The organism is Geobacter hydrogenophilus (assembly GCF_018501225.1).
GTDB lineage: Bacteria > Desulfobacterota > Desulfuromonadia > Geobacterales > Geobacteraceae > Geobacter > Geobacter hydrogenophilus.
The window spans coordinates 745,088-762,833 of record NZ_JAHCZI010000001.1 but is presented as its reverse complement, the minus strand read 5'-3'; the positions used below and the strand labels follow the sequence as shown (position 1 = coordinate 762,833).

31 protein-coding genes are annotated in these 17,746 nt (G+C 49.8%); all 31 read left to right on the top strand.

Translation table 11 applies throughout. The annotated features are described in order from the left end of the window. The first annotated feature begins 16 nt into the window (after positions 1–16). Genes fusA through KI811_RS03290 form a run of 31 tightly spaced genes read left to right on the top strand, consistent with a single transcriptional unit; the run spans position 17 to position 17,737 of the window. A complete protein-coding gene (gene fusA, locus KI811_RS03440) occupies positions 17–2,095 on the top strand; it encodes an elongation factor G (RefSeq protein WP_214185081.1) in 2,079 nt (692 codons plus the stop codon). Positions 2,096–2,124: 29 nt separating this feature from the next. After that, positions 2,125–3,315, top strand: a complete 1,191-nt coding sequence (gene tuf / locus KI811_RS03435) for an elongation factor Tu (protein ID WP_214185080.1) — start codon at positions 2,125–2,127, stop codon at positions 3,313–3,315. 18 nt (positions 3,316–3,333) lie between these two features. Next, positions 3,334–3,642, top strand: coding sequence for a 30S ribosomal protein S10 (gene rpsJ / locus KI811_RS03430; protein ID WP_004514236.1), 309 nt, complete (start codon positions 3,334–3,336; stop codon positions 3,640–3,642). Positions 3,643–3,669: 27 nt separating this feature from the next. Next, entirely contained in the window at positions 3,670–4,302 is a 633-nt protein-coding gene (gene rplC / locus KI811_RS03425) for a 50S ribosomal protein L3 (protein ID WP_214185079.1), read from the top strand. A gap of 22 nt (positions 4,303–4,324) precedes the next feature. After that, on the top strand, positions 4,325–4,948 hold the full coding sequence (rplD, locus tag KI811_RS03420) for a 50S ribosomal protein L4 (RefSeq protein WP_214185078.1): 624 nt from the start codon (positions 4,325–4,327) through the stop codon (positions 4,946–4,948). Next, positions 4,945–5,229, top strand: a complete 285-nt coding sequence (locus KI811_RS03415; RefSeq protein WP_214185077.1) for a 50S ribosomal protein L23 — start codon at positions 4,945–4,947, stop codon at positions 5,227–5,229. Before rplD ends, KI811_RS03415 begins: the two co-directional genes overlap by 4 nt. A 27-nt stretch (positions 5,230–5,256) precedes the next feature. Further along, on the top strand, positions 5,257–6,081 hold the full coding sequence (rplB, locus tag KI811_RS03410; protein WP_214185076.1) for a 50S ribosomal protein L2: 825 nt from the start codon (positions 5,257–5,259) through the stop codon (positions 6,079–6,081). Between the two features lie 27 nt (positions 6,082–6,108). After that, positions 6,109–6,390, top strand: a complete 282-nt coding sequence (gene rpsS, locus KI811_RS03405) for a 30S ribosomal protein S19 (protein ID WP_214185074.1) — start codon at positions 6,109–6,111, stop codon at positions 6,388–6,390. Between the two features lie 21 nt (positions 6,391–6,411). Then, entirely contained in the window at positions 6,412–6,744 is a 333-nt protein-coding gene (gene rplV, locus KI811_RS03400; RefSeq protein WP_011365700.1) for a 50S ribosomal protein L22, read from the top strand. A 19-nt stretch (positions 6,745–6,763) separates the two neighbouring features. Next, positions 6,764–7,399, top strand: coding sequence for a 30S ribosomal protein S3 (rpsC, locus tag KI811_RS03395; RefSeq protein WP_004514242.1), 636 nt, complete (start codon positions 6,764–6,766; stop codon positions 7,397–7,399). An 18-nt stretch (positions 7,400–7,417) separates the two neighbouring features. Beyond that, positions 7,418–7,840, top strand: coding sequence for a 50S ribosomal protein L16 (gene rplP / locus KI811_RS03390; protein ID WP_214185073.1), 423 nt, complete (start codon positions 7,418–7,420; stop codon positions 7,838–7,840). Next, positions 7,830–8,018 (top strand): 50S ribosomal protein L29, encoded by a 189-nt coding sequence (rpmC, locus tag KI811_RS03385; protein WP_214185072.1) that lies wholly within the window; start codon positions 7,830–7,832, stop codon positions 8,016–8,018. The genes rplP and rpmC overlap by 11 nt, the downstream gene beginning before the upstream one ends. A 7-nt stretch (positions 8,019–8,025) precedes the next feature. Further along, the gene (gene rpsQ, locus KI811_RS03380) at positions 8,026–8,283 is read left to right on the top strand and encodes a 30S ribosomal protein S17 (protein ID WP_214185071.1); all 258 of its coding nucleotides are present in this window, start codon (positions 8,026–8,028) and stop codon (positions 8,281–8,283) included. Between the two features lie 13 nt (positions 8,284–8,296). Beyond that, positions 8,297–8,665, top strand: coding sequence for a 50S ribosomal protein L14 (gene rplN / locus KI811_RS03375; RefSeq protein WP_214185070.1), 369 nt, complete (start codon positions 8,297–8,299; stop codon positions 8,663–8,665). 21 nt (positions 8,666–8,686) lie between these two features. Then, positions 8,687–9,013, top strand: a complete 327-nt coding sequence (rplX, locus tag KI811_RS03370; protein ID WP_004514247.1) for a 50S ribosomal protein L24 — start codon at positions 8,687–8,689, stop codon at positions 9,011–9,013. A gap of 14 nt (positions 9,014–9,027) precedes the next feature. Next, positions 9,028–9,567 (top strand): 50S ribosomal protein L5, encoded by a 540-nt coding sequence (gene rplE, locus KI811_RS03365; RefSeq protein ID WP_214185069.1) that lies wholly within the window; start codon positions 9,028–9,030, stop codon positions 9,565–9,567. Positions 9,568–9,585: 18 nt separating this feature from the next. Continuing rightward, positions 9,586–9,771, top strand: a complete 186-nt coding sequence (locus KI811_RS03360; protein ID WP_214185068.1) for a type Z 30S ribosomal protein S14 — start codon at positions 9,586–9,588, stop codon at positions 9,769–9,771. 35 nt (positions 9,772–9,806) lie between these two features. Next, positions 9,807–10,205 (top strand): 30S ribosomal protein S8, encoded by a 399-nt coding sequence (rpsH, locus tag KI811_RS03355; protein WP_214185067.1) that lies wholly within the window; start codon positions 9,807–9,809, stop codon positions 10,203–10,205. A 29-nt stretch (positions 10,206–10,234) separates the two neighbouring features. Beyond that, positions 10,235–10,774 carry a 50S ribosomal protein L6 gene (rplF, locus tag KI811_RS03350; protein WP_214185066.1) on the top strand — a complete coding sequence of 180 codons (540 nt, stop codon included), beginning with the start codon at positions 10,235–10,237 and terminating at the stop codon, positions 10,772–10,774. Positions 10,775–10,791: 17 nt separating this feature from the next. Then, positions 10,792–11,157 (top strand): 50S ribosomal protein L18, encoded by a 366-nt coding sequence (rplR, locus tag KI811_RS03345; RefSeq protein WP_214185065.1) that lies wholly within the window; start codon positions 10,792–10,794, stop codon positions 11,155–11,157. 24 nt (positions 11,158–11,181) lie between these two features. Beyond that, complete coding sequence (gene rpsE, locus KI811_RS03340; protein WP_214185064.1) at positions 11,182–11,670, top strand: 30S ribosomal protein S5; 489 nt, start codon at positions 11,182–11,184, stop codon at positions 11,668–11,670. Positions 11,671–11,692: 22 nt separating this feature from the next. Further along, positions 11,693–11,872 (top strand): 50S ribosomal protein L30, encoded by a 180-nt coding sequence (gene rpmD, locus KI811_RS03335; protein WP_214185063.1) that lies wholly within the window; start codon positions 11,693–11,695, stop codon positions 11,870–11,872. Between the two features lie 20 nt (positions 11,873–11,892). Next, positions 11,893–12,339, top strand: coding sequence for a 50S ribosomal protein L15 (gene rplO / locus KI811_RS03330; protein ID WP_214185062.1), 447 nt, complete (start codon positions 11,893–11,895; stop codon positions 12,337–12,339). Then, positions 12,336–13,643 (top strand): preprotein translocase subunit SecY, encoded by a 1,308-nt coding sequence (gene secY / locus KI811_RS03325; RefSeq protein WP_214185061.1) that lies wholly within the window; start codon positions 12,336–12,338, stop codon positions 13,641–13,643. Before rplO ends, secY begins: the two co-directional genes overlap by 4 nt. A 20-nt stretch (positions 13,644–13,663) precedes the next feature. Next, positions 13,664–14,311, top strand: coding sequence for an adenylate kinase (locus KI811_RS03320; RefSeq protein WP_214185132.1), 648 nt, complete (start codon positions 13,664–13,666; stop codon positions 14,309–14,311). Between the two features lies 1 nt (position 14,312). Next, positions 14,313–15,059, top strand: a complete 747-nt coding sequence (gene map / locus KI811_RS03315; protein ID WP_214185060.1) for a type I methionyl aminopeptidase — start codon at positions 14,313–14,315, stop codon at positions 15,057–15,059. Between the two features lie 29 nt (positions 15,060–15,088). Then, a complete protein-coding gene (gene rpmJ, locus KI811_RS03310; RefSeq protein ID WP_011365704.1) occupies positions 15,089–15,202 on the top strand; it encodes a 50S ribosomal protein L36 in 114 nt (37 codons plus the stop codon). A 24-nt stretch (positions 15,203–15,226) separates the two neighbouring features. Continuing rightward, positions 15,227–15,595, top strand: a complete 369-nt coding sequence (rpsM, locus tag KI811_RS03305) for a 30S ribosomal protein S13 (protein ID WP_214185059.1) — start codon at positions 15,227–15,229, stop codon at positions 15,593–15,595. A gap of 22 nt (positions 15,596–15,617) precedes the next feature. After that, entirely contained in the window at positions 15,618–16,013 is a 396-nt protein-coding gene (gene rpsK, locus KI811_RS03300; RefSeq protein ID WP_214185058.1) for a 30S ribosomal protein S11, read from the top strand. 41 nt (positions 16,014–16,054) lie between these two features. Continuing rightward, positions 16,055–16,681: a 30S ribosomal protein S4 gene (gene rpsD, locus KI811_RS03295; protein ID WP_214185057.1), complete on the top strand. Its 627-nt coding sequence runs from the start codon at positions 16,055–16,057 to the stop codon at positions 16,679–16,681. A 33-nt stretch (positions 16,682–16,714) separates the two neighbouring features. Next, positions 16,715–17,737 (top strand): DNA-directed RNA polymerase subunit alpha, encoded by a 1,023-nt coding sequence (locus KI811_RS03290; RefSeq protein WP_214185056.1) that lies wholly within the window; start codon positions 16,715–16,717, stop codon positions 17,735–17,737. Positions 17,738–17,746: the final 9 nt, after the last annotated feature.

The following is a 17,746-nucleotide window of genomic DNA, read 5'->3' as shown; positions in this document are numbered from 1 at the left end:
GTAACTGGAGGATTTTGTGGCACGACTTGTACCATTGGAAAAAACCCGAAACATCGGGATAATGGCGCACATAGACGCCGGTAAGACGACAACTACAGAGCGTATTCTCTATTATACTGGCGTAACTCACAAGATTGGTGAGGTGCATGAAGGCGCTGCCACGATGGACTGGATGGAGCAGGAGCAGGAGCGCGGAATTACAATTACGTCCGCTGCGACAACCTGCAACTGGGGCGATAATCGTATAAACATTATTGATACGCCTGGCCACGTTGACTTTACTATTGAAGTTGAGCGTTCGCTGCGTGTGCTTGACGGTGCGGTTGCTGTCTTTTGTTCGGTTGGGGGTGTAGAGCCCCAGTCTGAGACGGTGTGGCGTCAGGCAGATAAGTATGGTGTTCCGCGTATCGCTTTTGTTAATAAAATGGACCGCGTTGGTGCGGACTTCTTTCGCGGTGTTTCTATGATTCGGGACCGCCTCAAGGCCAACCCGGTGCCAATTCAGTTGCCGATTGGTGCAGAAGATACCTTTAGGGGCGTAATTGACCTTGTAGAGATGAAGGCGATTGTCTGGGACGAGGAATCTCTTGGTGCGAAGTTTCATGAAGAAGAGATTCCGGCTGATCTTCAGGAGCTTGCGCAAGAGTACCGTGAGAAGATGGTTGAGGAAATCTCTTCCCATGACGATGTCTTGATGGAGAAGTATCTCGGCGGCGAAGAGCTCACTGTGGATGAGGTTAGGGCTGCCATTCGCAATGCTACTATTGCAATTCAGATATGCCCTGTCATTTGTGGGTCTGCATTCAAAAATAAGGGCGTTCAGAATCTCCTTGACTCAGTTGTTGAATATCTTCCCTCTCCGGTGGATATTCCGGCCATAAAGGGTGTTGATGCTGATTCTGGCGCCGAGATTGAGCGTAAGGCTGCTGACAGCGAGCCGTTTTCGGCGTTGGCCTTCAAAATTATGACTGACCCTTTTGTTGGTCAGCTCTGCTTTATTAGGGTTTATTCCGGGGTCCTCAATTCTGGCTCGTATGTATACAACTCCACAAAGGGTAAAAAGGAACGGATCGGTAGACTTCTGAAGATGCACGCAAACAAGCGTGAAGAAATCAAAGAAGTTCTTGCTGGTGACATTGCTGCCGCTGTAGGTCTTAAGTACACTACAACCGGCGATACACTCTGTCCTGAGGACGCGCCGGTAATTCTTGAGTCCATCGAGTTCCCCGAGCCTGTTATTGCGATTGCCATCGAGCCGAAGACCAAGGCCGATCAGGAGAAGCTTGGCATCAGTCTCCAAAAGCTTGCCAGCGAAGACCCTTCGTTCCGTGTCCGGACCGATGAGGAAACTGGTCAGACCATTATTTCTGGTATGGGTGAGCTTCATCTTGAGATTATTGTTGACCGTCTCATGCGTGAGTTCAAGGTTGAGGCTAATGTTGGTAAACCGCAAGTTGCCTATCGTGAAACTGTGACCAAAAAGGTCAAGGTTGAAGGTAAATTCGTGCGTCAGTCCGGTGGCCGTGGTCAGTATGGTCATGTCTGGATCGAGATGGAGCCGCAGGAGCCGGGCAAGGGATACGAGTTTGTTGATGCCATCAAGGGTGGCGTTGTGCCGCGCGAGTATATCCCTGCTGTCGATAAGGGTATTCAGGAGGCTATGGACACGGGTGTGCTGGCTGGTTTCCCCTGTGTTGACTTTAAGGTTGCCTTGGTTGACGGTTCGTACCACGAGGTAGACTCTTCCGAAATGGCCTTCAAAATCGCTGGCTCGATGGCGTTCAAGGAGGCTGCGGCAAAGGCTTCGCCGGTACTCCTTGAGCCGATCATGTCGGTCGAGGTTGTTGTTCCTGAAGAATATATGGGTGATGTCATCGGTGACCTCAACTCTCGTCGCGGAAGGATTATGGGCATGGAAGGTCGTGCCGGTGCCCAAGTGGTAAGTGCCATGGTTCCGCTGGCGCAGATGTTTGGCTATGCAACTGATCTTCGTTCTGCCACGCAGGGACGTGCTACCTACACCATGACGTTTGATCACTACGAGCAGGTTCCGAAATCGGTATCTGAAGAAATAATCGCTAAAGTAAAAGGGTAATTTATTTCCATAGGGGGGAGGAATCCTACATGGCAAAGGCAAAATTCGAGAGAACAAAACCGCACGTCAACATAGGGACGATTGGTCACGTTGACCATGGCAAGACCACGCTGACCGCCGCCATCACGCGGGTTCTGGCAGAGCGCGGCCAGGCCGAATTCAAGGGCTTTGATCAGATCGACAACGCCCCTGAGGAGCGTGAGCGTGGTATCACCATCGCCACCTCGCACGTCGAGTATGAGACCGAAAAGCGTCACTATGCTCACGTTGACTGCCCCGGCCACGCCGACTACGTCAAGAACATGATCACCGGTGCGGCTCAGATGGACGGCGCGATTCTCGTTGTCTCCGCCGCCGACGGCCCCATGCCCCAGACCCGCGAGCACATCCTGCTTGCCCGTCAGGTAGGGGTTCCGTACATCGTCGTGTTCCTTAACAAGGCTGACATGGTCGATGACGAAGAGCTCCTTGAGCTCGTCGAACTGGAGATTCGCGAACTGCTCTCCTCCTATGATTTCCCGGGCGACGACATTCCCATCATCAAGGGTTCCGCCCTCAAGGCCCTTAATGGCGACAAGGACGAGCTCGGCTCCGAATCCATCGTCAAGCTCATGGAGGCCGTCGACTCCTATATTCCCGAGCCCGAGCGCGCCATCGACAAGCCGTTCCTGATGCCCGTCGAAGACGTCTTCTCCATCTCCGGTCGCGGTACCGTTGCCACCGGTCGGGTTGAGCGGGGCATCGTCAAGGTGGGCGAGGAAGTCGAGATCGTTGGCATCAAGACGACCACCAAGACCACCGTCACCGGTGTAGAAATGTTCCGCAAGCTCCTCGACGAAGGGCGTGCCGGCGACAACATCGGCGCTCTGCTCCGTGGCGTGAAGCGTGAAGACATCGAGCGTGGCCAGGTGCTGGCGAAGCCGGGGAGCATCACCCCGCACACCAAGTTCAAGGCCGAGGCCTACATCCTGACCAAGGAAGAAGGCGGGCGCCACACACCGTTCTTCAACGGCTATCGTCCGCAGTTCTACTTCCGGACCACCGACGTGACCGGCATAGTAGACCTTCCCGCAGGGACCGAAATGGTCATGCCTGGCGACAACGTAGCCGTAACGGTTAACCTGATCACCCCGATCGCCATGGACGAAGGTCTGCGGTTCGCTATCCGTGAGGGTGGGCGTACTGTCGGCGCCGGTGTTGTCAGCTCCATTATCGAATAAAGCAGGAACGAGGAAGAAATGCCAAGTCAAAAAATAAGAATCCGCCTTAAAGCTTTTGATCACAAGCTTCTTGATCAATCAGTGGGTGAGATAGTCGATACTGCCAAAAGAACAGGTGCGCGGGTTGCTGGGCCAATCCCTCTCCCGACGATAATCAACAAATATTGCGTCCTCCGGGGACCGCACGTGGACAAGAAATCTCGAGAGCAGTTCGAAATCCGGACACATAAGCGTCTCATCGATATTCTTGATCCAACACAGCAGACTGTTGACGCTCTCATGAAGCTTGATCTCTCTGCAGGCGTAGATGTTGAAATCAAGCTCTAATGCGAATGTAAGGATAGGAATTTTGCCATGAAGAAGGGATTGATTGCGAAAAAGCTGGGTATGACCCAGATCTTTGCTGATGATGGCAGGCGCATTCCAGTGACTGTAGTAGAGGCTGGGCCGTGTGTTGTCTTGCAAAAAAAGACCGTTGAGACAGACGGGTACAGCGCTATTCAGGTAGGTTTTCTCGCGAAGGATGCCGATAAGTCAGGGCGTGCACTCGTAGGTCACTGCAAGTCCGCTGGCCAAGGTGTCTTTACTCATATCCGTGAGTTCAGGGTAGAGGATGTCGACAAGTACACTATTGGCGACTCTATTACCGCTGAGATCTTTGCGCCGGGTGACTATGTTGATGTGACCGGGACAAGCATTGGTAAAGGTTTCCAGGGTGTCATTAAACGGTGGGGTTTCCGTGGCGGCCGTTCGTCCCATGGTTCCTGTTTTCACCGGGCTCCCGGTTCGATCGGTAGTTCCGCGTGGCCGTCTCGCGTATTCAAGAACAAGAAAATGCCAGGCCAACTCGGAAACGAGCGTGTTACGGTGCAACGTCTTCAGGTTGTCCGTGTCGACGCAGCGGATAATCTGCTGCTGATCAGAGGGGCAATACCAGGCGCGAAGAATGGTATTCTGCTTCTCAAAGACAGTGTTAAAGCACGTTAGACTTGCAGGACCGGAGATAGTTATGGCTACAATCGACGTTTTCGATATCAATAAAAACAAGGTAGGTGAGATGGACCTCAGTGACGCTGTCTTTAACGGCGACGTCAGAGAATATCTCATTCATGAAGCGGTTAAGGTTCAGCTTGCAAACCGTCGCGCAGGGACTGTTGGCGTAAAGAACCGTGCGGCTGTTTCTGGTGGTGGCAAAAAGCCCTACAAACAGAAAGGTACCGGGCAGGCTCGCCAGGGCTGCATACGTGCACCGCACTATGTCGGCGGAGGTGTTGCCTTTGGCCCCCAAGCCAAGACCTATGCACTTTCGATGAATAAGAAGGCCCGGAAGGCTGCGGTTCGGTCAGCACTTTCCATGCTTTTCAAAGAGAATAAGCTTTCAGTTCTTGATGGTTTTTCGCTGCCATCAATCTCGACAAAGGGTTTTGTCGGCGTTCTTAAGACGTTCGATGTGACGAAGACCCTCGTTATTATTGATGAGCCGAATGCGAATCTTGAGTTGTCCGCACGCAACGTGAAAGACGTTAAGGTTCTTAAAGCTGAACACCTTAATATCTTCGATATTGTTAAGTTTAACAATATCATACTCACTCAGTCAGCTGTTCGGAAGATCGAAGGAGCACTACAGTCATGAATATTTATGACGTACTAAAAAAGCCTCTTGTAACGGAAAAGACCACTCTTGAAAAGGATGCCAGAAATGTGATTTCCTTTGAAGTGGACCGTAACGCAAATAAGATTGAAATCAAGAATGCTGTCGAGAAACTTTTCAAGGTTGAAGTTTCTGACGTTAATACTGTCAACGTGGCTGGCAAGCTGAAGCGCGTTGGTCGCCACTATGGCAAGCGTTCGAACTGGAAAAAAGCCTATGTTACCCTCAAAGAGGGAAACAATGTGGATTTCTTTGAGATATAAACACTTTGGCAGTGGAGTGAGCACATCATGGCAATAAAGACTTACAAACCAACATCAGCAGGCCGTCGGCACCAGACGTGTTCAGCGTTTGATGAGATCACGACCTCCAGTCCGGAGAAATCCCTTCTTGTTACATTGAAGAAGACAGGGGGGCGTAATAGTTTTGGCCGGATAACATCACGACATATTGGTGGTGGTCATAAGCAAAAGTACAGGCTTGTGGATTTCCGTCGGAACAAGATTGATATCCCGGCAAAGGTTGCGAGCATCGAGTATGATCCCAACCGTAGCGCACGTATTGCTCTTCTGCATTACTCTGACGGAGAAAAGCGCTATATTCTGGCCCCATTGAACCTTAAGGTCGGTGATGTGGTGTTGGCAAGCACTAGTGCAGATATCAAGCCAGGTAACTCGCTTCCTCTTCGCGCCATACCGCTGGGTACCATTATTCATAATATTGAACTCAAAATCGGTAAAGGTGGCCAACTGGCACGGAGCGCCGGGACCTTTGCACAACTCATGGCTAAGGAAGGAAAATACGCTCAGGTGAAGCTTCCGTCTGGAGAAGTACGGATGGTTTTGCTCGATTGTATGGCTACAGTTGGGCAGGTCGGTAATATCGATCATGAAAACGTGACGATTGGCAAGGCCGGTCGCTCGCGTTGGCTTGGCCGCAGACCGAAGGTTCGCGGTGTTGCCATGAACCCTGTGGATCACCCTCATGGCGGTGGTGAGGGCCGGACCTCGGGTGGCCGTCACCCTGTGACACCGTGGGGTATTCCGACTAAAGGGTATAAGACCAGGAAAAACAAGACATCTTCGCGGTTTATCGTGAAGCCGCGTACTAAATAATAACCACTTGGTTAAAGGATAAAGACCATGGCACGTTCGATCAAAAAAGGTCCTTTTGTTGATGATCATTTGGCAAAAAAGGTTGCCGCCGAAGGGCCCGGCTCCAAAAAAGTTCTCAAGACTTGGTCGCGTCGTTCAACGATCACTCCGGATTTTATCGGTTTGACTTTTGCCGTTCACAATGGGAAGAAATTTATTCCTGTCTTTGTGACCGAAAATATGGTCGGACACAAACTTGGCGAATTTGCTCCGACGAGAACGTTTTACGGCCACGCAGCAGACAAGAAGAGCAAGTTGAAGAAGAAGTAACCGGTAAAAGGAGCCTAGAGAATGGAAGCACGAGCTAAATTGTCATTTGCCCGCCTTTCCCCGCGGAAAACACGTCTGGTTGTGGATATGGTGAGGGGTAGAGGCATACAGGATGCTCTCACAATACTTCGTTTTTCTCCGCAGCCGTCTGCAAAACTGGTATCGAAGCTTCTCCAGTCCGCAGTGGCAAATGCTGAGCAAAAGGGTGCATCAGACGTTGATAGACTATTCGTGAAAACGATTTTTGTTGACGCGGGACCGGTTCTCAAGAGGTTTACTCCTCGTGCTATGGGGCGTGCCAGCAAAATCAGAAAGCCTACCAGCCATGTAACTGTAGTGCTGGCAGATAAGTAATCGGAATGGAGGTGATGTCTTGGGTCAGAAAGTAAATCCAATTGGATTCAGGCTTGGTGTAATCAGAACATGGGATTCGCGTTGGTATGCTGAAGCAGATTATGCGAAGCTGCTTCATGAGGATATCAAGCTGAGGAATTTCTTGAAAAAGCGTCTTTTTAACTCGGGTGTTTCCAAGATCGAGATTGAGCGTGCTGCCAGTAAGGCGAAGATCAATATCTTTACTGCTCGGCCTGGGCTTATAATCGGGAAGAAGGGCGCTGAGGTGGAAACTCTCAAGAAGGAGCTTGCCAAGCTTACTGACAAAGAGATCTACCTCAATATACAGGAAGTCAGGAAGCCTGAACTGGATGCTCAGCTCGTGTCCGAGAACGTAGCTCTCCAATTAGAGCGGCGTGTGGCTTTCCGCAGAGCAATGAAGAAAAGCGTTACTTCTGCGCTTAAGTTCGGTGCGAAGGGGATCAGGATCACATGCTCTGGTCGCCTTGGCGGAGCTGAAATGTCCCGGACCGAGTGGTACAGAGAAGGGCGCGTGCCTTTGCATACGCTCCGGGCAGACATAGACTATGGCTTTGCTGAAGCCAAGACCACCTACGGGATTATTGGCGTAAAGGTCCTTATCTTTAAAGGTGAAGTTCTCCCCGGTCAAAAATAGAAACAGGAGTTTTTCCCAATGTTGATGCCCAAAAGAGTTAAGCATAGAAAGCAAATGAAGGGGCGCATGACGGGCGCTGCTATGCGCGGGGCCACACTGTCATACGGTGAGTTTGGCCTCCAGGCAACGGAGTGTGGATGGGTTGATTCCCGTCAGATAGAGGCTGCTCGTATTGCAATGACGCGTTATATCAAGAGGGGTGGAAAAATCTGGATTCGGATGTTTCCAGATAAGCCACTCACATCAAAGCCGGCTGAAACACGGATGGGAAAGGGCAAAGGATCACCTGATTCATGGGTCTGTGTGGTAAAGCCGGGCAAAATGCTCTACGAAATGGAGGGCGTCAGCGAGGAAATCGCACGTGAGGCGTTCCGCCTTGCTGCGCACAAGCTTCCTATCGGGACGAAATTCATTTCCAGGAAGGAAGGTTATGAAAGCTAGTGACCTTAAAAATATGTCGGTCGAAGAACTGACGGCAAAGAACGCGGAACTGACTCAAGAATTATTTAACTTGAGGTTCCAACTTCATACCGGAAGACTCGAGAATACAGCAAAAATCTCGGCTGTTAAGAAAGATATCGCTAGGGTAAATACTTTCCTCAGCGAAAGAAGGGGCTAGAGAAGCTATGAGTCAGCGCGGGAACAGAAAGACCCAAGTTGGTATCGTTGTAAGCGATAAAATGGATAAGACGGTTGTAGTGCAGGTTTCACACCTTGTGAAGCATCCTGTCTATAACAAGTACATAAAGCGAAGTGTCAAATACAAAGCTCATGATGAAGACAACAGCTGCAAGTCTGGCGATAGGGTACAAATCGTAGAGACTCGTCCATTGAGTAAGGACAAGCGCTGGAGAGTTCGTCAGATAATCGATAGGTTCGAGTGATCGGGAGTAAGCCATGATTCAGATGCAGACCATTTTGGATGTTGCGGATAATTCCGGGGCGAGAAAGCTATTTTGTATAAAGGTTCTTGGCGGATCCAAAAGAAAATATGCTGGAATTGGTGATATTATTGTTGCTTCTGTAAGAGAAGCGATTCCGAATTCCAAAGTGAAAAAGGGTGATGTCGTCAAGGCGGTAATTGTTAGAACAGCCAAAGAGATTGGCCGCCTTGACGGTTCGTACATCCGTTTTGACGATAATTCAGCCGTGGTGATTAACAATCAGCGTGAACCTGTCGGCACCCGGATCTTCGGCCCGGTCGCAAGAGAACTGAGGGCGCGGAAATTCATGAAAATTGTGTCTCTTGCACCTGAGGTTCTGTAATACATTTCGAGGAGATATTCCATGCTCGACAAGAAGTTTCACGTTAAAAAAGGCGACACCGTTTCAGTGATCGCCGGCAAAGATAAAAGCAAGACTGGTAAAGTAATCCGCATCCTTCCCAAGAAGGACGGTGTGCTTGTAGAGGGGCTTAACATGGTTAAGCGTCACATGCGTGCTCGCGGGAATGAACCCGGCGGCATCGTAGAGAAAGAGAACCCTCTGCATGTTTCAAATGTTATGCTCTATTGTGATAAGTGCAAGAAACCGGTTCGCTCGAAGATGAACGTGCTTGAGGACGGCAAGAAAGTTCGTGTTTGTATCAAATGCGGCGACTCGTTTGATAAATAGGAACGGAGGAAGAGATGGCCAGGCTGAATGAGGTTTACAAGAACGAGATCGTCCCTCAGTTGACGAAGGACTTTGGATACTCGAACATAATGCAGGTCCCCAAGATTGAAAAGATAGTTGTTAATATGGGCCTCGGAGAGGCAATTCAGAATGTCAAGATTCTGGATTCAGCTGTTGAAGAGCTCGCTATGATAACTGGGCAGAAGTCGGTTATTACAAAAGCAAAGAAGTCCATTGCAAGTTTTAAACTGCGCCAAGGGATGCCTATCGGCTGCATGGTTACGCTTCGCCGTGAAAAGATGTTCGAATTCCTTGATCGGCTCATAAATGTAGCGCTTCCACGCGTGCGAGACTTTAAGGGTGTGTCGGGCAAGGGTTTTGATGGTCGTGGCAATTATTCCCTTGGCATCAAAGAGCAGCTTATTTTCCCTGAGATCGAATACGATAAGATCGACAAGATCAAAGGGCTCAACATAACCATAGTAACGTCAGCGCGAAGCGATGAAGAAGGCAAGGCACTGCTCAAGCAACTTGGGATGCCTTTCAGGAACTAATATATTTGGAGGACGTCAGTGGCTAAAACATCGATGATCATAAAGGCACAACGGGGAAGCAAATTCAAGGTCCGTGAGTATAACCGTTGCCCCCTCTGCGGACGGCCCCGTGCCTATTATCGTAAATTCGATATGTGCAGGATTTGCCTCAGAAAGCTGGCTACTACCGGTCAGATTCCGGGAGTAATCAAGTCAAGCTGGTAATGCAGTAAACTCGTTAAGAAAGAGGAGTACGCTCAATGTCGATGACTGACCCTATTGCCGATATGCTCACAAGGATTCGAAATGCCAGCATGGCAAAGCTCCAGAAGGTGGATATTCCGTCTTCTAACTTGAAAGTGAGCTTGGCGAATGTCCTTAAGGCAGAAGGTTTTATCAAGAATTTTAAGGTGATCGCTGATAATAAACAAGGCGTTTTGCGTGTTTATCTCAGATTTATTGATGAGAAAGAACCTGTTATCAGAGAGATAAAGCGTGTGAGTAAACCTGGTAGTAGGGTGTACGTTGGTTGTGATGAGATTCCCAGCGTGAAGAGTGGGATGGGGGTCGCTATTCTGTCAACGTCCAAGGGTATCCTCACCGACAAGGTTGCTCGCGAGGCGGGCGTCGGCGGTGAAGTTATCTGTACTGTCTGGTAATAACAGAGAAGGCAAGGAGCATACAAGTCATGTCCAGGATCGGCAAACGTCCTATTGAGATACCAAGCGGGGTAAAGGTTTCGTTCGTAACTCCTATTCTGAAAGTCGAGGGGCCGAAGGGGTCGCTTTCACGCGAGATCATGAGCGACATCGCCCTCGAGATAGAGGAGAAGAGTGTCAGTGTTAATAGAGCCGATGATGCTATAAAGTCACGTTCAGCCCATGGCTTGACAAGAACGCTGATCAATAACATGGTCGTTGGTGTCACTAAAGGGTTCGAAAAAATACTTGAGATAAACGGCGTTGGTTATAGGGCAGAAGCAAAGGGTGATGTTCTTAGCCTTAGCCTTGGTTACTCTCATCCAATTAATTTTCCTCTCCCTAAAGGCATAACGGTTGAGGTGGATAAAATGACCAAGGTCTTTGTCAGAGGGATTGATAAAGAGCTCGTCGGCCAGACTGCAGCTAAGATTCGTTCTTTCCGCGGTCCCGAGCCTTATAAAGGCAAGGGTATAAAGTATGCCGATGAGAGAATTCTGAGAAAGGCCGGCAAGACCGGCAAAAAATAGCCTTAAGGAGAAGTAACGTGAGTCCTCTCGCTCAGAAGAAAGTGGCTCACCTCAAGCGGAAGACGCGGGTGAGGAAGAAAATTCGTGGTACGACTGACCGGCCAAGGTTGAATGTATATAAGAGCGCCCGTCACATCTATGCACAGATAATTGATGATGCAACGGGTGTAACACTTGTATCTGCATCAACTGTACAAGATGAAAGTGATGCCCTCAAGTACACTGGCAACGTCGAGGCGGCGAAATGTGTCGGTGCTATGATCGCAAAGAAGGCACTGGAAAAGAATATTACTTCCGTTGTATTCGACCGTAACGGGTTTTTGTATCATGGAAGGGTCAAGGCCCTTGCTGATTCAGCTCGTGAGAACGGTTTGTCCTTCTAGAAGGAACAACAAGGAGGCGTGAACTTGCAGAAGATCAATCCAAATGAATTGAACCTTACTGACAAAGTTGTCCATATCAGTCGGGTCGCGAAGGTTGTTAAAGGTGGTAGGCGGTTCAGCTTTTCGGCGCTTGTTGTTGTCGGCGACGGAAGTGGCTTTGTTGGATATGGTTTGGGAAAGGCTAATGAAGTTCCCGAAGCCATCCGCAAGGGCGTGGAACAGGCAAAGAAAAATCTGATCAAGGTACCGATTGTTGAAGGCCAGACAATTCCTTATGAAGTTTTAGGACACTTTGGTGCCGGTCGTGTGCTTATCAAACCGGCTTCCGCAGGTACTGGTGTTATCGCCGGTGGCGCAGCCCGTGCAGTTTTCGAATCAGCGGGACTTCACAATGTCCTCTCCAAGTGCCTTGGCTCAAACAATCCGCACAACGTCGTGAAGGCTGCTTTTGACGGGCTAAAACAACTTCGGAGCCCAGAAGAAATCATGGCGCGGCGCGGAATGGCTGAATAGGACACATTCACGGAGGGTAAGCATGTCTGCCGGACTGAAAATAACACTGGTCAAGAGTCAAATTGGAGCCACCACGGCACAGAAAGCTGTTCTGAACGGGATGGGGCTCAATAAGCTCAATAAAACTGTTGTCTTGAAGAATACGCCAGAGATCGTTGGCATGATTGCCAAGGTTTCCCATATGGTTAAGGTTGAAGAGTAATCTACTCAGAGGTGTCTGTGATGGAACTGAATAATCTCAAGCCGGCGATCGGTGCGACTAAAGATAGGAAAAGAATTGGCCGTGGAACTGGTTCCGGTCATGGTAAAACTGCGACGAAAGGCCATAAGGGCCAAAAAGCCCGGAGCGGCGGGAGCATAAAAGCCGGTTTTGAGGGAGGGCAGATGCCGATGCAACGTCGTCTTCCCAAGCGCGGCTTCACTCCGCTTACGCGTAAGGATTATGCCATCGTCAACATTGGTCAGCTGGACGTATTTGAAAGCGGGTCTACAGTGGATGCAGAGGCTCTTCTGAATGCCGGTTTGATAAGCGGCGTTAAGGACGGGATCAAGGTCCTTGCTGATGGCGATGTCACCAAGCCTCTCGTTGTCAAAGTGCACAAATTCAGTGCAAAAGCAAAAGAGAAGATAGAAGCAGTAGGCGGTAAAATTGAGGAGATCACGCTTTGATAGAGGCGTTTCAAAACATCTTCAGAATACCTGAACTTAAAAAGCGAGTGCTTTTTTCATTAGGAATGCTCGCTGTGTATCGGGTAGGGTGCCATATTCCGACTCCCGGTATCGATAGCACCGCACTTGCTCACTTCTTTGCACAAGCCCGTGGTACACTCCTCGGGCTTTTCGACATGTTTTCGGGTGGTGCACTGGAGAAACTCACGGTATTTGCTCTGGGCATTATGCCGTACATCTCGTCCTCTATTATCTTTCAGCTGTTGACGGTAGTTGTTCCTGCCATTGAAAAACTTTCTAAAGAAGGCGAATCTGGCCGTAAGAAGATTATTCAGTATACGCGGTATGGAACTATCGTGTTGAGCGTTGTCCAGGCTCTGGGCATTAGTATCGGTCTTGAGAGCATGCGTGGACCAGCAGGTGAGCTCGTTGTGCCGAGTCCTGGCTGGGGTTTTAGATTTATGACCGTCATCACTCTGACAGCTGGTACAGCCTTTATTATGTGGCTTGGCGAACAGATGTCGGAGAAGGGCATTGGTAACGGTATTTCCTTGATCATTTTTGCCGGTATTGTTGCAAGGATTCCGGTTGCGCTGGGCAACTCGGTGCGCCTGCTCAAGACGGGGCAACTTTCTCTTTTTGTAATCTTGTTTATAGCTGTTCTTATGTTCTTGGTTATTGCTGCGATTGTATTTGTCGAGCGCGGCCAACGCCGATTGCCAATACACTATGCTAAACGTGTCGTAGGTCTGAAGACCTACGGTGGTCAGACATCCCACCTGCCTCTCAAGGTAAATATGGCGGGGGTAATACCGCCGATCTTTGCTTCTTCGATAATTATGTTCCCAGCAACAGTGGCAAACTTTATTAATATTCCTTGGGTCCAATCCGCAGCAAAGAGTCTGACGCCCGGTAACTGGGTATATGACATATTTTATGTTGCTTTTATTGTATTCTTTTGTTATTTCTACACGGCTGTTTCTTTTAACCCCGTCGATGTGGCCGATAATGTTAAAAAGCACGGCGGTTATATACCGGGCATTCGCCCCGGTAAGGAAACCTCCGAGTATTTGGATCGAGTCCTCACGAAGTTGACGTTTGCAGGCGCGATTTATATTTCAGCTGTTTGCGTTCTACCTTCTATACTTATAGGTAAATTTAATTTGCCTTTCTACTTTGGAGGAACGGCGCTCCTTATTGCGGTGGGTGTAGGGATGGATACCGCTGCTCAGATTGAGTCCCATTTGATAACCCGGAGTTATGAAGGGTTTATGAAGGGGGTAAGGGTTAGGGGGAGGAAGTAGTGTCTGGGAATGAAAATGCGATGAATTTGATTTTCCTTGGTCCTCCTGGCGCAGGCAAGGGAACGCAGGCTAACCTTCTTGTTCGTAAATATGGCATCCCACAGATTTCGACCGGCGATATCCTGCGGTCGGCCGTTGCGGATCAGACGTTGCTGGGGATCAAGGCTAAGTCCTATATGGATGCCGGTTCTCTTGTTCCTGATGAAGTTGTTGTGGGTATTGTTAATGAGCGGCTTGCGGCTGATGATTGTGCCGCTGGTTTTATTCTTGACGGATTCCCGCGGACTGTGGCCCAGGCTGATGCGCTGGGTGGCATGCTGCAGGGGGCTGGTCGGTCGATTGCCCATGTTATATCGTTTGAAGTGGACTATGCGGTGTTGGTTGATCGTCTGACGGGACGGCGCATGTGTAGGGCGTGTGGTCGTGGTTTTCATGTTCTGTATGATCGGCCATCCGTGGAAGGACGCTGTGATAGTTGCGGCGGGGAACTGTATCAGAGAGATGATGATAGGGTGGAGACAATCCGCCGCCGTCTTGATGTTTATGACGAGCAGACTGTTCCCCTTAAGTTGTATTATGAGCGTGCATCACTGCTGAGGAAGATCGATGCTCTCGGCTCAATAGAATCCGTTTCTCAATCAATCCAGAACATTGTGGCGAGTAGGTAGGGTGATTGTTCTAAAGTCACCCCAGGAAATTGAAAAAATGCGCTCCGCTGGACAGATCGTGGCGGAGATTCTCGAAATTTTGAGGTCTGAGGTACGGGCCGGCGTTACCACTCTATTTCTTGACGGACTTGCAGAGTCGGAAGCGCGAAAGCGCAAAGCGGTGGCTGCATTCAAGGGGTATGGGGGGTTTCCTTATGCTCTTTGCTGCTCTCTCAATGAGCAGGTTGTTCATGGCATGCCAAGTAAGCGTGAATTAGTCGAGGGGGACATAGTCAGCCTCGATTTCGGTGTTGTTTACGGCGGATATTACGCTGATGCCGCCATAACAGTGCCCGTTTCGAAGGTTACTGCCCAAGCGGAACGCCTTGTCAAGGTAACTGAAGAGTCTCTCTATTGTGCAATTGAGGCGGCAGTTCCTGGCAATAGACTATCTGATATTTCGCATTCAGTTCAAGGCTATGTAGAACGCCACGGCTTTTCGGTCGTCAGGGATTTCGTGGGGCACGGGATCGGAAAGAAACTTCACGAAAGTCCACAGGTTCCGAATTTTGGCGAGCCTGGCCGGGGGGTCAGGTTGAAGCCGGGAATGGTTCTCGCCATAGAGCCTATGATCAATGAACGGGGCTATCAGGTGAAGGTGTTGGATGATGGCTGGACGGCCGTCACATGTGATGGTGGTCTGTCTGCTCATTTTGAACATACTGTTGCTATAACGGAGCATGGTCCGGAAATACTCAGTATACTCTAGTCGCATTCGAGGCATCGAAAGGATTGACAATGAAAGTTAGGGCGTCAGTAAAGAAAATTTGTGACAAATGTAAGATAATCAAGCGCAAGGGAATTGTTCGTGTAATCTGCGAAACCCCCAAGCATACCCAGAGACAAGGCTAAGAGACTACAGAGGAGGACCGCGCATTGGCACGCATCGCAGGCATTGACCTACCAAGAAACAAGCGGATAGAAATCGCGCTCACTTATATCTACGGGATCGGGCGTACAACAGCGCAAAAGATCCTGGCTGAATCAGGGGTCAACTCGGATACGAGAACAGACAACCTGACCGAGGCCGAAGTCGCGAAGATCAGGGAATATATCGATAAGAATGTCAAGGTAGAAGGTGACCTTCGTCGTGATATATCCATGAACATCAAGCGGCTCATGGACCTCGGGTGCTACCGTGGACTCCGTCACCGGAAGGGACTTCCCGTTCGTGGACAGAGGACGAAGACCAATGCCCGTACGCGCAAAGGTCCCGCCAGAACGGTTGCAGGTAAGAAGAAATAGACCATAGGAGTCTGGAGGAATAATGGCAAGCCCGGCTAAAAAAGTTGTCAAGAAGAAGAAGGAAAAGAAGAATATTCCCAATGGAGTGGCCCATATTCAGGCTACGTTCAATAATACTATCATCACCATAACTGATCCTGCCGGTAATGTGGTTGCTTGGTCTTCTGCTGGCGGCAAAGGTTTTAAGGGCTCTCGTAAGAGTACGCCGTTCGCTGCTCAGGTAGCAGCAGAGGATTGCGCGCGTAAGGCCCAGGATCATGGTATGCGTAGTGTCGAAGTTTATGTGAAAGGCCCTGGATCTGGTCGTGAGTCTGCGTTGCGTGCTCTTCAGGCTGCTGGTTTTCATGTCAACTTCATCCGTGACGTCACGCCGATTCCCCATAACGGCTGTCGTCCGCCGAAGCGCAGAAGGGTCTAATAACAGCACGTCGAGTACGTTTTAAGTAAAGGAGGTCAACGTTGGCTAGATATACAGGTCCTTCCTGCAGGCTCTGCAGGCGGGAAAACATGGAGTTGTTTCTCAAGGGTGAGCGTTGTTACACTGACAAGTGTGCCATAAAGCGTAGGAATTATCCTCCCGGTCAGCACGGGCAGGGAAGGCCGAAGGTTTCCAACTATGGGATTCAGCTTCGGGAGAAGCAGAAGGTTCGTCGGATTTACGGCGTACTTGAGAAACAATTCCGCAGTTACTTTGAAGAGGCTGACCGGATGCGGGGCGTTACGGGTGAGAACCTGCTTTCACTCCTTGAGCGGCGCCTTGATAACGTTGTATATCGCCTCGGTTTTGCTTCCTCTCGTACAGAGGCAAGGATTCTGGTCCGCCACAATCACTTCACCCTTAATGGGAGAAAGGCGAATATCCCCTCTATCCAACTCAAGGCTGGTGATGTGGTTGAGCTGAAGGAAAAGAGCCGCAAGATTGCCTGCATCAATGAATCCCTTGATGCGGTCGTTCGCCGTGGGACCCCCCAGTGGCTTGAGCTTGACAAGGAAGGCTACAAAGGCGTTGTGAAGCTGCTCCCCGCCCGCGAGGACATTGCAATGCCGATTCAGGAGCAACTGATCGTCGAGCTTTACTCCAAGTAACAAGCGAACAGACCCGTAACAGGGAGGATATGCATGTACAGAAACTGGCGTGACCTGATCAGCCCCAAGAAGCTTCAGGTTGAGAGTGAATCGCTTACCAATACATACGGAAAATTTTTTGCTGAGCCCTTTGAACGCGGATTCGGAACGACACTCGGAAACTCGCTGAGAAGAGTGCTCCTTTCATCACTTCAAGGTGCAGCGATTACTTCCGTGAAAATCAAGGGAGTGCTCCACGAGTTTTCATCCATCCCCGGTGTGACTGAGGATGTTACGAATATCATACTCAATCTCAAAGGTGTCAGCCTCAAGATGCATGGAAATGAGGCCCGCACAATACGGATTATTCACAAGGGTGACGGGATCGTTAAGGCAGGTGATATTGTCACTGATGCCAATGTTGAAATTCTGAACCCAGACCACCATATCGCTACCTGTTCAAAGGATGCCAATCTGGAGATGGAGATGGTGGTCAAGCTGGGCAAGGGGTATGTGCCTTCGGACCGTAACCGCGACGAAAAGGCTCCGGTTGGAACGATGCCGATCGATGCCATATTCTCTCCCATCAAGAAAGTGAATTTCACCGTCTCAAATGCTCGCGTAGGCCAAATGACCGACTATGACAAGTTGACTCTTGAAGTCTGGACGAACGGCAGTGTTGTTCCTGAAGATGCTGTTGCGTTTGCTGCAAAGATTCTGAAAGAGCAACTGAGCATTTTTATCAACTTCGATGAAGAAGCCGAACCTGCTGAGGAAGCGGAAACCGAGGAGGAGCGTGAGCGGGTTAATGAGAATCTCTATCGCTCCGTGGACGAGCTTGAACTGTCCGTACGCTCGGCAAACTGCCTCAAAAATGCCGGCATCAAGATGATTGGCGAACTTGTTTCACGTTCCGAGGCTGAGATGCTCAAGACACAAAACTTCGGGCGCAAATCCCTGAACGAGATTAAGGATATTCTCGCTGATATGGGACTTACTCTTGGGATGAAGCTGGATGGCTTCCCTGACCCTGAGGTTATGCGCAGGATCCGTGGGGAGCGGAAGGACGAAGAATAATTGCTAGGT

What these genes read in the sequence shown, in the direction of transcription:
- tuf (WP_214185080.1), top strand. Translation starts at nt 2,125, where the DNA reads ATGGCAAAGGCAAAATTCGAGAGAACAAAACCGCACGTCAACATAGGG.
- rpsJ (WP_004514236.1), top strand. Translation starts at nt 3,334, where the DNA reads ATGCCAAGTCAAAAAATAAGAATCCGCCTTAAAGCTTTTGATCACAAG.
- rplC (WP_214185079.1), top strand. Translation starts at nt 3,670, where the DNA reads ATGAAGAAGGGATTGATTGCGAAAAAGCTGGGTATGACCCAGATCTTT.
- rplD (WP_214185078.1), top strand. Translation starts at nt 4,325, where the DNA reads ATGGCTACAATCGACGTTTTCGATATCAATAAAAACAAGGTAGGTGAG.
- KI811_RS03415 (WP_214185077.1), top strand. Translation starts at nt 4,945, where the DNA reads ATGAATATTTATGACGTACTAAAAAAGCCTCTTGTAACGGAAAAGACC.
- rplB (WP_214185076.1), top strand. Translation starts at nt 5,257, where the DNA reads ATGGCAATAAAGACTTACAAACCAACATCAGCAGGCCGTCGGCACCAG.
- rpsS (WP_214185074.1), top strand. Translation starts at nt 6,109, where the DNA reads ATGGCACGTTCGATCAAAAAAGGTCCTTTTGTTGATGATCATTTGGCA.
- rplV (WP_011365700.1), top strand. Translation starts at nt 6,412, where the DNA reads ATGGAAGCACGAGCTAAATTGTCATTTGCCCGCCTTTCCCCGCGGAAA.
- rplP (WP_214185073.1), top strand. Translation starts at nt 7,418, where the DNA reads ATGTTGATGCCCAAAAGAGTTAAGCATAGAAAGCAAATGAAGGGGCGC.
- rpmC (WP_214185072.1), top strand. Translation starts at nt 7,830, where the DNA reads ATGAAAGCTAGTGACCTTAAAAATATGTCGGTCGAAGAACTGACGGCA.
- rpsQ (WP_214185071.1), top strand. Translation starts at nt 8,026, where the DNA reads ATGAGTCAGCGCGGGAACAGAAAGACCCAAGTTGGTATCGTTGTAAGC.
- rplN (WP_214185070.1), top strand. Translation starts at nt 8,297, where the DNA reads ATGATTCAGATGCAGACCATTTTGGATGTTGCGGATAATTCCGGGGCG.
- rplX (WP_004514247.1), top strand. Translation starts at nt 8,687, where the DNA reads ATGCTCGACAAGAAGTTTCACGTTAAAAAAGGCGACACCGTTTCAGTG.
- rplE (WP_214185069.1), top strand. Translation starts at nt 9,028, where the DNA reads ATGGCCAGGCTGAATGAGGTTTACAAGAACGAGATCGTCCCTCAGTTG.
- rpsH (WP_214185067.1), top strand. Translation starts at nt 9,807, where the DNA reads ATGTCGATGACTGACCCTATTGCCGATATGCTCACAAGGATTCGAAAT.
- rplF (WP_214185066.1), top strand. Translation starts at nt 10,235, where the DNA reads ATGTCCAGGATCGGCAAACGTCCTATTGAGATACCAAGCGGGGTAAAG.
- rpmD (WP_214185063.1), top strand. Translation starts at nt 11,693, where the DNA reads ATGTCTGCCGGACTGAAAATAACACTGGTCAAGAGTCAAATTGGAGCC.
- rplO (WP_214185062.1), top strand. Translation starts at nt 11,893, where the DNA reads ATGGAACTGAATAATCTCAAGCCGGCGATCGGTGCGACTAAAGATAGG.
- KI811_RS03320 (WP_214185132.1), top strand. Translation starts at nt 13,664, where the DNA reads ATGAATTTGATTTTCCTTGGTCCTCCTGGCGCAGGCAAGGGAACGCAG.
- rpmJ (WP_011365704.1), top strand. Translation starts at nt 15,089, where the DNA reads ATGAAAGTTAGGGCGTCAGTAAAGAAAATTTGTGACAAATGTAAGATA.
- rpsK (WP_214185058.1), top strand. Translation starts at nt 15,618, where the DNA reads ATGGCAAGCCCGGCTAAAAAAGTTGTCAAGAAGAAGAAGGAAAAGAAG.
- KI811_RS03290 (WP_214185056.1), top strand. Translation starts at nt 16,715, where the DNA reads ATGTACAGAAACTGGCGTGACCTGATCAGCCCCAAGAAGCTTCAGGTT.